10 protein-coding genes and 1 pseudogene are annotated in these 12,178 nt (G+C 56.4%); 9 read left to right on the top strand and 2 right to left on the bottom strand.

The annotated features are described in order from the left end of the window. Window positions 1–135: 135 nt before the first annotated feature. Window positions 136–1,329 carry a pyridoxal phosphate-dependent aminotransferase gene (locus ACOYIE_RS00055; protein WP_433409699.1) on the top strand — a complete coding sequence of 398 codons (1,194 nt, stop codon included), beginning with the start codon at window positions 136–138 and terminating at the stop codon, window positions 1,327–1,329. A 35-nt stretch (window positions 1,330–1,364) separates the two neighbouring features. Here ACOYIE_RS00055 and ACOYIE_RS00050 read toward each other — a convergent pair whose 3' ends face one another. Then, entirely contained in the window at window positions 1,365–2,003 is a 639-nt protein-coding gene (locus ACOYIE_RS00050) for a GNAT family N-acetyltransferase (RefSeq protein WP_433409697.1), read from the bottom strand. A 249-nt stretch (window positions 2,004–2,252) separates the two neighbouring features. Here ACOYIE_RS00050 and purB point away from each other — a divergent pair, with 249 nt between their 5' ends. From purB to ACOYIE_RS00015, 7 genes are all read left to right on the top strand, one after another. After that, window positions 2,253–3,683 carry an adenylosuccinate lyase gene (gene purB, locus ACOYIE_RS00045; protein WP_433409695.1) on the top strand — a complete coding sequence of 477 codons (1,431 nt, stop codon included), beginning with the start codon at window positions 2,253–2,255 and terminating at the stop codon, window positions 3,681–3,683. Between the two features lie 117 nt (window positions 3,684–3,800). Further along, window positions 3,801–6,179, top strand: a complete 2,379-nt coding sequence (secD, locus tag ACOYIE_RS00040; RefSeq protein WP_433409693.1) for a protein translocase subunit SecD — start codon at window positions 3,801–3,803, stop codon at window positions 6,177–6,179. A 68-nt stretch (window positions 6,180–6,247) separates the two neighbouring features. Continuing rightward, a complete protein-coding gene (locus ACOYIE_RS00035; RefSeq protein WP_433409691.1) occupies window positions 6,248–7,039 on the top strand; it encodes a sugar phosphate isomerase/epimerase family protein in 792 nt (263 codons plus the stop codon). A 100-nt stretch (window positions 7,040–7,139) separates the two neighbouring features. Further along, the gene (nrdR, locus tag ACOYIE_RS00030) at window positions 7,140–7,595 is read left to right on the top strand and encodes a transcriptional regulator NrdR (RefSeq protein ID WP_433409689.1); all 456 of its coding nucleotides are present in this window, start codon (window positions 7,140–7,142) and stop codon (window positions 7,593–7,595) included. A 314-nt stretch (window positions 7,596–7,909) separates the two neighbouring features. Beyond that, window positions 7,910–8,929, top strand: a complete 1,020-nt coding sequence (locus ACOYIE_RS00025; protein WP_433409687.1) for a methionine ABC transporter ATP-binding protein — start codon at window positions 7,910–7,912, stop codon at window positions 8,927–8,929. Further along, window positions 8,916–9,578, top strand: coding sequence for a methionine ABC transporter permease (locus ACOYIE_RS00020; RefSeq protein WP_433409685.1), 663 nt, complete (start codon window positions 8,916–8,918; stop codon window positions 9,576–9,578). Before ACOYIE_RS00025 ends, ACOYIE_RS00020 begins: the two co-directional genes overlap by 14 nt. A gap of 53 nt (window positions 9,579–9,631) precedes the next feature. Further along, window positions 9,632–10,465: a MetQ/NlpA family ABC transporter substrate-binding protein gene (locus ACOYIE_RS00015; protein ID WP_433409684.1), complete on the top strand. Its 834-nt coding sequence runs from the start codon at window positions 9,632–9,634 to the stop codon at window positions 10,463–10,465. 150 nt (window positions 10,466–10,615) lie between these two features. Here the strand turns inward: ACOYIE_RS00015 and fabD are convergent, their stop codons facing one another. Further along, window positions 10,616–11,536 (bottom strand): ACP S-malonyltransferase, encoded by a 921-nt coding sequence (gene fabD, locus ACOYIE_RS00010; RefSeq protein ID WP_433409682.1) that lies wholly within the window; start codon window positions 11,534–11,536, stop codon window positions 10,616–10,618. Window positions 11,537–11,689: 153 nt separating this feature from the next. On the opposite strand from fabD, the pseudogene ACOYIE_RS00005 reads away from it, so the two are divergent. Beyond that, window positions 11,690–12,178 (top strand): annotated as a pseudogene (locus ACOYIE_RS00005) (3-oxoacyl-ACP synthase); the annotation flags it as partial.

Raw genomic sequence — 12,178 nt, 5'->3', positions numbered from 1 at the left:
CACAGGTTTGGAAGCGTTTTTCTATCAACGGATTTGCAATTTTGCAGAGGCGGACTTGCAAAACGAAGAAAGGAAGCATATAATAGGGACACAGAGTGAAGCAAGAGTGAAGCAAGGGAGTGCTGGATGGTGGCATTGAAACCAATTTCAAAAATTGCAGCAGGGGTGCAGGCGTCAACGACGCTGGCGATCGACTCGCTGTTTAAGCAGATGAAAGCGGACGGACTGGATGTTGTTGGCTTTGGCGCCGGCGAACCGGACTTTCCGACGCCGGAGCACATCAAGCAGGCCGGTATTGAGGCGATTGAGTGCAATCAGACGCGCTATACGCCGGCAGCCGGTCTGATGACGTTGCGCGAGGCGGCCAGTTACCGCCTGAAGGCCGATTTTGATTTGGACTATGCGCCCAATCAGATCGTGGTGGCTTCGGGCGCAAAGCATGCCGTGTACATTACGCTGATGACGCTGTGCGACCCGGGTGACGAAGTTGTGATTGCCGCACCGTACTGGGTCAGCTATTCGGAGATGGTCAAGCAGGCAGGGGCGGTTCCGGTCATCATTGCCGCAGAAGAGGAACATGATTTTAAGGTCACCGCCGCCCAGCTGGACGCTGCGATTACGGATAAAACCAAGGTGTTCATGCTCAATTCCCCCTGCAACCCGACGGGCATGGTCTATACCCGCGAAGAATTGGCTGCGATTGCGGAAGTGTGCTGCCGGCATAATATTTATGTGATTGCAGATGAAATTTACTGTAATCTGGTGTATGACGATAAGGAATTTGTTTCCTTTGCTTCGCTGGGAGAGGATGTCAAGGAACGGACGATCATCGTAAACGGCGTATCCAAGTCCTATGCGATGACGGGCTGGCGCATTGGATACACGGCTTCCAATGCGGCGCTGGCCAAGGTGATGGCAAGTTACCTGAGTCATTCGACCGGCGCGCCCTCGACGATTTCGCAGCAGGCGGCCATTACCGCACTGCGCGGGCCGCAGGAAGATATGCAGGTGATGAAGCGCGCGTTTGAGGAGCGCCGCGACCATCTGGTGGAGCGGATGAACCGGATTGCGGGCGTTTCGTGCATCAAGCCGGAGGGCGCGTTCTATGTGATGATGAACATGAAGAGCTTTCTTGGCACGACGATGTATGGCAAGAAGATTGAAAGTGCGGAGGATTTTGCGCAGCTCTTCCTGGAAAAGGGGCTGGTGGCAACTGTGCCATGTACGGCGTTTGCAGCGCCCGGCTTCATCCGCTGGAGCTATGCTACGTCTCTGACCGAGATTGATAAGGGACTTGACCGGCTGGAAGAATTTATCAAAAATGCATAAAGAAAAAGGAAGGACGAAAGTCCTTCCTTTTTTTCTTACGGCTGCGGCAGGCGTTTGATGAGACGGTATTCGGTAAAACCGTTTTGACTGTACACCTGTTTGAGCGCAAACCCAAAATGAAGATACATCGGTACATTTTCGCGTGAGAGCGTTTCGAGTGCCACGGAGGCAAACTCCTGTGCGGCGGCATGGCGGCAGGCGCCTTCCAGCAGTGTGCGCGCAATGCCGGTACCGCGAAACGGCTGTGCCACAGCGAACTGCGCAATATAGTACGGGCGGGGGTCATAGCGGCGGTACCAGTTCGCGCTGTGTACCGCCATGACGGGACGGCTGTTTTTCGCAATCTGTGCCATAAGTTTGCGGGGGATGGGCCGCAGAAGCCTGCGGTTGCGCAGTCCGTAGGCGAGTTGGCCGAGCGGGCCAAGCTGCGCCAGACGATGCGGGTCGGCGCCGATCAATGCGCCGGACAGCGTGCCGTCCGGCGCGTCGCAGAGAAAAATATCGCCCTGCTGGAAGAACCAGCCCTGCCCCAGGCGGACAACGAGCGGGCCCACCGCACGGGCAGTTTCGGGTGCGATGCCGGCAAACTGCTGCTGCAATTCCTCTTTCTCGTAAAATTGTTCGAACATCAGCGCAGACAGCGCGGGCAGGTCTTCTTGGCGGGCTTGTCGCATGGCGCACCTCCAGTGTTTTGATGGATTGATGATACCATGCGGTGTACACGGCCGTCAAGCGGCGGCCTGTCTGTCAAAACCGTGGCGGATAGGAAGAAAATCTTTGTTTATTGCTACAAGATGTGTGCGAAACCCATGGGTTTTCCTTGAAATACGGGGGACAGGGTGTTAAACTAAAATAAGACTGTTCAGGGCTGGAACGGTGTGTTTTCAGCCGCAAAGGACGATAGAACGGAAAGGATAACGGACATGAACAATGTGTACGAAAGCCCGCTTGCTTCGCGTTACGCCTCGAAGGAGATGCTGTATAACTTCTCGCCGGATATGAAGTTTTCGACCTGGCGCCGCCTGTGGGTATCGCTGGCCAGGGCGGAAATGGCGCTTGGCCTGCCGATTACGCAGGAGCAGGTGGACGAAATGCAGGCGCATATCACGGATATTGATTACGAAGTGGCCCGTGCCCGAGAGAAAGAGGTGCGCCATGATGTAATGGCGCATGTGTATACCTTCGGCAAGGCGGCGCCGAAGGCGGCCGGTATTATTCATCTGGGAGCGACGAGCGCGTATGTGGGTGATAACACCGATATCATCCAGATCCGCGAGGGCCTCAGGCTGGTGCGCAAAAAGCTGGCGGCAGTACTCGATCAGCTGGCGCAGTTTGCAGAGGAACACAAGGCGCAGCCGACGCTCGGTTTTACCCATTTTCAGCCCGCGCAGCTGACGACGGTCGGCAAGCGCGCGACGCTGTGGATGAACGAGCTGCTGATGGACCTGAGCGAAGTGGAGTTCCGCATTGAAAACTTGCGCATGCTGGGTTCCAAGGGAACCACGGGTACGCAGGCTTCCTTTATGGAGCTGTTTGACGGCGATGAGGGCAAGATCAAAGAGATGGAGCGCCGCATTGCAGAGGACTTCGGCTTTGCCGGCGTTGTGCCGGTGTCCGGCCAGACCTACTCGCGCAAGATTGACGCGCAGACGCTGGCAACCCTGTCCGGCATTGCGCAGTCAGCTTCCAAATTTGCAACCGATCTGCGGCTGCTGCAGCACCTGAAGGAGATTGAGGAACCGTTCGAGGCGCACCAGATTGGTTCGTCCGCAATGCCCTATAAGCGCAACCCGATGCGCTCCGAGCGTATTTGCGCACTTGCGCGCTATGTCATCTGCGACAGCCTCAACCCTGCCTTTACTTCGGCTACGCAGTGGTTTGAGCGCACGCTGGACGATTCCGCCAATAAGCGCATTTCGGTGCCCGAAGCGTTCCTTGCGGTGGACGCTATCCTGAACATCATGCTCAACGTGGTTTCCGGACTGGTTGTTTATCCCAAGGTCATCCGGCAGCGTGTGATGAACGAGCTGCCCTTTATGGCGACGGAGAATATCATGATGAGCGCGGTCAAGCGCGGCGGCAACCGGCAGGAGCTGCATGAGCGCATCCGTGAGCATTCCATGGCGGCGGGCAAACGCATCAAAGAGGAAGGGCTGGATAATGACCTGATTGCGCGCATTGCCGCCGACCCGATGTTCGGCATGACGCGGGAGGAAATTGAGGCCGAACTGGACCCGCAGAACTATATTGGCCGCTGCCCTGCGCAGGTGGACGAGTTCCTCAGCGAATGCGTCCGTCCGGCGATTGCCCCCTACCTTGGCGGAGAAGAGATTAAGGCAGAAATCAGCCTTTAACTGCGATAAAATACTGCCTTTGCCCAAAACAGAGAACTTCCGACGGTTATTGACTTTCTGAGGGTTTGGCAGTATACTAAGTTAGTTGTGTTAGAAATCAAAAGGAGGCTGTAAGCATTGAAGAAAAGTGTAACTTCCTTTATTGCGGTCATGCTGGTTATTGTTCTGTTGGGCGTGACTGCGGTAACGGGATTGTATATTCCGGGCGGGTGGAGCATGCCATTCCGGAATACGGAGGAAACGACTGCGGCTGACGACAGCGCAGACACGGCGGAGGGCGAAAAAGACGCTGACGCCGCGGGGGACAGCGCGTCGGATGAAACAGGGGAAGAAACGGACGAGTCGGATACGGCTGACGAAGCCGAGCCGGTCAAGGCCATTATCCCGAGCATTATGGACACCAAAAACGGTATCCGCCTGGGCCTTGATCTGGTCGGCGGCTCGCGTATTGTATATGAGGCAGAACTGCCGGAGGGCTATGACCATGCCAATCTGGCGGACGATATGGAGTCCGTGCAGAAGATCATCCGCCAGCGTCTGACCTATAAGGGCTTTACCGAGGCTACGGTTACGCTCAGCGGAGAGAACCGCGTAACGGTGGAGATTCCGCAGATTACCAATCCGGAAGAAGCGGTGCAGACGCTGGGTTCAACGGCGCAGCTCACCTTCCGCGATGCGGACAATAAAGAATGGCTGAGCGGTACGGACGTGAAGAAGGCCGTTTATGCTTACGGCCGTCCGACCGGCACGGAGCTGGCGGACATTCACTATGTTCAGATTGAGTTTACGAGCGAAGGCCGCAAAAAGTTTGCGGAGGCAACCAAGGCGGTTGCCGCGCGTTCGACCGCAAACGGCGGCGACGGCAAGAACGTGCTGTTTATTGTGATGGACGATCAGCTGATTTCCTATCCCTCCGTCAGCGAGGCGATTGACAATGACAGCTGCGTTATCACCGGCAACTTCACGCAGGAAAGCGCGACGGAGCTGGCAAACCTGATTAACGGCGGCCAGATTCCCTTCAGCCTGAAGCAGATTGAGCTGCGCTCGGTCGGCCCGCAGCTGGGTGCGAACGCAATGCAGACCTCGCTGACCGCAGGCGCCATCGGCATTCTGCTGGTCTGCCTGTTTATGCTGATTATCTATCGCGTGCCCGGCCTGGTGGCCTGCCTCGCGCTGGGCTTCTATATTGTGCTGGAGGCCATCATCTTCAGCCTGATTCATGTGAACCTGTCGCTGCCCGGCATTGCAGGCATCCTGCTGTCCATCGGCATGGCCGTGGACGCCAACGTGATTATCTTTGAACGCATCAAGGAAGAACTCCGTGCGGGCAAGACGGTCAAGAGCGCCATCGAATCGGGCTTCAAGCGCGCGTTTGCGGCGATTCTGGACTCCAATATCACTACGCTGATTGCGGCTGCCGTGTTGTTCTGGAAGGGCACGGGCACAATTGTTGGCTTTGCAACTACGCTGGGCATCGGCGTTATCATTTCCATGTTCACCGCGCTGACCGTGACCCACTTCCTGCTCAACCGCATGGTTGATTTCCGCATCCGCAGCCCCAAGGCTTACGGCCTGCGCGAGCAGAAGCAGGAGCGCAAGCACTTCCCAATTCTGAAGAATTTCAAGATTTACGGCATTATTTCCATCCTGCTGGTGGCAACCGGTCTGGTGGCGCTGCTGATGCTGCCTACCGGCCACAACCTGTTTAACCTGAGCATTGATTTTGCCGGCGGCACCGAGATGGAGTTCAACATGAACCAGACGGTAACGCAGGAAATCCAGAGCGAAGTTGCCGAGCTGGTGAAGGAGACGGCCGGTGTGGACGCCTCTGTCACTTCGTCCGGTGATAAGAACGAGCAGGTGCTCATCCGTTCGACTTCGATTGACTCCGAAACCCGTGAAAAGGTGATTGCGGCGATGGAGGAAAAATACGGCCTGGATGAGAACGACCTGTACGGCAATGAGGATGTTTCGGCCTCGGTTGGCAGCGACTTGCAGCAGGCGGCGTTTATTTCGGCAATTGTGGCCATTGTGCTGATGCTGATTTATATCACCATCCGCTTTGAGCTGACCAGCGGCCTTGCGGCGGTATGCTGCCTGGTTCACGACCTGCTGATTATGCTGAGCGTATACGTCTGGTTCCAGATTCCGCTGGATACCGGCTTTATTGCAGCGGCGCTGACGATTCTGGGTTATTCCATCAATGCGTCCATCATCGTATTCGACCGTATCCGCGAAAACCTGCGCACCGCGCGCAAGGAGCCGTTTGAGGATGTGGCCGAGCGCAGCGTATGGCAGACGATGGGCCGTACCATCAACACCACGCTGACCACGCTGTTCACCGTCGGCATGATTTTCCTGCTGGGCGTTCCGTCGCTCAAGCAGTTCACGCTGCCGCTGATTATTGGCATCATTGCGGGCGCATGGTCGTCGATCATGCTGTCGTCCAGCTTCTGGGCGTTCTTTCGCAAGCACTTCCGCAAGAAGCGCATCTGATAAAAAGAGTTCAAATGGGGGTGCCGCAAGGCGTCCCCATTTGTTTCTTTCGGAAAGGAGGAGACGCGATGCGTCTTGGTGTTTCAACAGCCTGTTTCTATCCGCAGCCGCTGGAAGAGATTCTGCCTGTGCTTTCCGGCATGGGCGTGCGCGCGGCCGAGATATTTTTCAACACGGAAAGCGAATTTGAGCCGCGCTTCTATGAGCGGCTGGGGGCGCAGGCCGCGCAGCTGGGACTGGATATTGTGTCGATTCATCCCTATACCTCCCTGATGGAGGGACTGCTGTTTTTCTCTGACTACAGGCGCCGGCTGGAGGATGGACTGACGCAGTACAGACGTTATTTTGCGTGTGCGGCGGCGCTTGGCGCGCGCTGTCTGACTTTCCACGGAGAACGCGATATGGGGCCGCCGGATACGCCCGAGCGCTGGGCGCGCAAATGCGCCGCTTACCGCCGGCTGTGTGCGCTGGCGGACGAATACGGGGTGAAGGTGGCGCAGGAAAATGTTGCATGGTGCCGTTCCAGGCATCCTGACTATATCCGCGCGCTGTATCGGGATGTGCCTGAACTGCGATATACGCTTGATATCAAGCAGGCGCACCGCGCGGGGCAGGACTGGCGTGTGCTGATGGACGCCATGGGCGACCGGCTGATCAATGTGCATATCAACGATTTTTCAAAGGAGCAGAGCTGCATGCTGCCGTGCAGCGGCATGATGGACTATACCGCGTTTTTCTCCCGCATGCACCGTCTTGGCTATGACGGGCACGCGCTTGTTGAGGTGTATCGCTCCAATTTTGGCGAAGCTGAGGAGCTGCGCAGGTCGGTGTGCGCGCTGTCCCGCTTTGTGCCGCGATGAAGCGCAATTTATTGTGGCATGGTTGACTTTTGGAAACAACTAATGGTATAATAACCGTAAACCAGGTTGATATTTTACAGGATTGCGAGGGTGAGGCCCGATGAAATGTCCGTTTTGTGGCTTTGATGACAGCAAAGTTGTTGATTCCCGTCCGACCGACGAGGGGACGAGCATTCGCCGCAGGCGTGAATGTCTCAAGTGTCTGAAGCGGTTTACCACATATGAAACCGTGGAGCGGATGCCGCTGATGCTGGTCAAGCGGGATGGTACCCGCCAGGCTTATGACCGCCAGAAGCTGTTGAACGGACTGGTGAAAGCCTGTGAAAAGCGGCCGGTTTCCCTGATGCAGCTGGAGCAGATTGTGGATAATGTGGAGCAGAAAGTGTTCGGCACGCTGGAGAGCGAGGTTTCCAGCAAAGCAATCGGCGAGCTGGTGATGGAGCAGCTGCGGCATGTGGATGAGGTGGCGTATGTACGCTTTGCCTCCGTGTATCGGCAGTTTAAGGATATTAATACCTTTATGGAAGAACTCAACACGCTGCTGAAGGATAAGTGAACACCCAGTAGGGCGGCCGGACAGATGGGAAAAATTTTCTTGACAAATCGACCGGCATAGACTACACTATAACCAACATAGCAATATTCTATAGAATTCGTAGGAAAAGGAGGAAAACCGTCATGACCATGCAGCGAATGTACATGTGCGATATGTGCGGTTTTGCTCGTTTTACTGCGGCGTCAGGGCGTTTTTGAACCTCTGATGCGGACGGTGCGGGCCGCTTGTTGTGCGGCTGGGCGCTGTATCATTGAAAACGGGCGGAAAGCAGAAACTGCTTTCCGCTTTTATTTTGAAGCAAGGGGGAATCACTTTTGGAACGGGACGTTATCGTTCGCATCCGCGGTTTGAATAAGACCTTCCACGGCCGCGTAGGCACGGTCGTCGCGCTGGACGGCATCGATCTTGATATCATGCGCGGGGAAATTTTCGGCATCATTGGCCTGTCGGGCGCCGGCAAATCGACGCTGGTGCGCTGCATCAACTTTCTGGAGACGCCGACAGAAGGTGCGGTGACGGTGGACGGACAGGAGCTGGGGCGGCTCTCCAAACCGGAACTGCTGGCGGCACGCCGCAGCATGGGTATGATTTTCCAGCAGTTCAACCTGCTGCAGCAGCGTACAGCGATGGAAAATATCTGTTTTCCGCTGGAGATTGCCGGCGTAAAAAAAGCGGCGGCGCAAAAGCGGGCACGCGAACTGCTGGAAATTGTCGGCCTGAGCGACAGGGCGGACAACTATCCCTCGCAGCTTTCGGGCGGTCAGCAGCAGCGTGTTGCCATTGCCCGCGCGCTGGCAACGGAGCCGAAAATCCTGCTGTGCGACGAGGCGACCAGCGCCCTTGACCCGACGACGACGCGCTCCATTTTGGCGCTGCTCAAGGAAATTAATCAGACGCTTGGCATCACCATTGTTGTCATCACACATGAGATGGCCGTCATTGAGGAGATCTGCCAGCGGGTTGCGATTATTGACTCCAGCCGTATCGCGGAGGTTGGCACGGTTGACCAGGTGTTCACCAAACCGCAGTCCGCAATGGCAAAGCAGCTGATTTATCCGGACGGAGGACGGCAGAAACTGGCCACCGGCAAGCGATACTGCCGCATTGTGTTTGACGGCAACTCATCGTTTGAACCCGTGGTGTCCAATATGGTGCTGGAGTGCAAGGCGGCGGTCAATATTATGTTTGCCAACACCAAGAATATAGACGGCAAGGCGTATGGACAGATGATTTTGCAATTGCCCGAGGAGGAGCGCGCAGCCAGCCGTGCGCTGGCTTATCTGGAGACGCAGAATGTGCATGTAGAGGAGGGCAGCGCAGATGATTTCACCTGAACTTTGGGCCCTGATTGGCCAGGGCGTGATTGAGACGCTGTATATGGTTGTGTTTTCCACCATTGTGTCGTATCTCATCGGGCTGCCGCTCGGCCTGCTGCTGGTGGCGACCGATAAGGGCGGCGTGCGGCCGATGCCGGCGCTCAATGCGGTGGTTGGCGTGATCGTCAACATCCTGCGTTCGGTGCCTTTCCTGATTCTTGCGGTACTGGTGATGCCGGTCACCCGTGCAATTGTAGGCACAACCATTGGTACGGTGGCAACGATTGTGCCGCTGACAATTGCGGCGGCGCCGTATATTGCCCGCATGGTGGAATCCTCTATTAAGGAGGTGCCGTTCGGTGTGATTGAGGCGGCGCAGTCCATGGGCGCAAGCCCGTGGCAGATTGTTACCCGCGTGCTGGTGCCGGAAGCCAAGCCTTCTCTGATGGTGGGCGCGGCCATTTCGATTGTAACCATTTTGGGATATTCCGCGATGGCGGGCTTTATCGGCGGCGGCGGCCTGGGCACGATTGCCCAGAACTACGGTTATAACCGCAATCAGACCCCGCCGATGATCGTGACGGTGGCGCTGCTGGTCATTATTGTTCAGATTTTCCAGACCGTCGGCCTGTGGCTGGCGAAAAAGCTGGATAAGCGCAACCGGTAAACAACTATTGTTATCATTAAAATAATGATATAGAAGAAAAAGGAGAGATCACCATGAAAAAGAAAATTGCAGCCATTCTGGCCGGCGCGCTGTGCCTGACCGCCCTTACTGCCTGCGGCGGCAACGATGGCGCGCAGAGCGGCGGCGACGCGGCAGACAAGCCCATCAAGGTTGGCGCTTCACCCACACCGCATGCGGAAATTTTGAATGCGGCCAAGGATGTGCTGGCTGAGGCGGGCTATACGCTGGAAGTTGTGGAGTTCACCGACTATATTCAGCCCAACGTTGCGCTGAACGACGGCCAGCTGGATGCGAACTATTTCCAGCATCTGCCCTATCTGGAGAAAAAGTGTGAGGAAGAAGGCTACAAGCTGACCTCTGCTGCGGAGATTCACTACGAGCCCTACGGTCTGTATCCAGGCAAGACTGCCGCGATCGCGGATATTCCGGAAGGCGGCGTCATCGCTGTGCCGAATGACGATACGAACGAGACCCGTGCGCTGCTGCTGCTGCAGGACCAGGGCCTGATTAAGCTCAAGGATGGCATTGATGCAACCAAGTCTGCAACGGTGCTGGATATTGTGGAGAATCCCAAGAACCTGACCATCAACGAACTGGCGGCCGAGCAGATTCCGCGCTCCCTGCAGGACGTGGATATGGCGGTTATCAACGGCAACTATGCGCTGCAGTTCGACCTGAACGTCAATGACAATGCAGTTGCCGCAGAGTCCGAGGAGTACGGTTCGGTGTATGTCAATGTCATCGCCTGCCGCGAAGGAGACGAAAACAGCGACAAAATCAAGGCGCTTGTGGACGCGCTCAAGAGCGACACGGTCAAGCAGTTTATTGAAGATACCTATCAGGGCGCGGTAGTACCGACGTTCTGAGCAACCGCAGACAGCAAAGGGACGCATGCGCGAAAGGCGAATGCGTCCCTTTTGCTTGCTTTTTGATTTGCACAGGCGCTTTTCTGCGGCATTTCGGCCGGAAAACGCAAAAAAAGAACCGCCCGGAAGCGGTTCTTTTTTGCACGGAATTTATTCGGCTGCTGCGGCCTGTACGCCCGCCATGTCCGCAACCGGCTTGCAGGACAGCGCTTTGCTGATTTTGCCGGCAAAGCCGGTCAGCGTTTTGCCCGGACCGACCTCGCATGCGCTCGTCAGTCCGGCGGCCATGCCGTTCTGCACCAGATGGGTCCAGCGCACGGGCGAGACCATGTGCTGCTCCAGATGCGCGGGCAGATCGTCAATTTTGAGGATTTGGCCGTCCAGGTTGGAGTAAATATCCATCTGCGGGGCCGAGAACGTAAAGTCCGCTACAAAAGCGCGCAGCTCGGCTGCGGCCCCGGCCATCAGCGGGGTGTGGAACGCGCCGGATACCGCCAGCGGAAGCGCGCGGCGCGCGCCGGCAGCCTTGCAGTTTTCAATGGCCTCAGCCAGCGCGGCCTTTTCGCCGGCAATGACAAGCTGCCCGGGGCAATTGTAGTTGACAGGGCGCACCACGCCGCTTTTCACTGCGGCGCAGGCTTCTTCGATTTTGGCGTCCTCCAGACCCAGGATGGCAGCCATACCGCCCTGAATGGAGTCGGCCGCCTGCTGCATCAGCTTGCCGCGCATGGAGACGATTTTCACGCCGTCCGCCAGCGAGACAACGCCCGCTGCGGCCAGCGCCGTATATTCGCCAAGCGAGAAACCGGCCGCCGCATGGAAGGATACGCCGTTCTCTTTGAGCGCAGCGAGCGCCGCCATCGAGTGGGTAAAAATTGCGATCTGGCTGTTTTCTGTGCGGGAGAGCGTTTCCTTGTCACTGTCAAAACAGAGTTTCGCTACGTCAAGACCGGCGCCGTCGCTGGCTTCCTCAAACACCAGCTTGGCAGCCGTGCTGTTTTCATACAGATCTTTGCCCATGCCCGGCGCCTGCGCGCCCTGGCCGGGGAAAAATGCAAAACCATATTCCATGTATCTTCCTCCAAATATTTCTGTCAGCCATCGGAAAAGGTTGACATTTGTGCTTGCTTTTATTATAATATTCACGGATTACTTTGTCAATCAAACTATTGTCGCTTTTCCACGATTCCGGAAGGGCGATTTACTTTAGGAGCGAATAGGTTTATGGTGAGCAAACTGATAGGAGTGGGCAGTTATGTGCCGGAGCACAGGCTGACCAATGCTGCGCTGGAGCAGCTTGTCGATACGAACGATGAGTGGATTGTGCAGCGCACCGGAATACACGAGCGGCGCATTGCAGCAGGTAAGGCCACATGGGAAATTGCGCTTGCTGCGGCAAAGGCTGCGCTGGCGGACGCCGGCGTTTCGGCAGAGGAGCTGGACCTGATTATTGTGACGACGGTCACGCCGGACACGTTTACACCGACGGTTTCCTGCAGGCTTCAGGCAGAACTGGGGGCGAAAAACGCATCGGCGCTTGATTTTAATGCGGCGTGTAGCGGCTTTGTATATGCGGTAGAGATGGCGGACGGCTATATCCGCACAGGCAAGAAGAAGACCGTGCTGATTGTTTCGGCAGAACGGCTGCACAGCGTGATTGACTATACCGACCGTGCAACCTGCGTTCTGTTTGGCGACGGCGCGGGCGCAGCG

It is taken from the genome of Agathobaculum sp. (genome assembly GCF_050946325.1).
Classification (GTDB): Bacteria; Bacillota; Clostridia; order Oscillospirales; family Butyricicoccaceae; genus Agathobaculum.
Note: the sequence above shows the minus strand (reverse complement) of the source record. Positions and strands in the feature narration are given on the sequence as shown.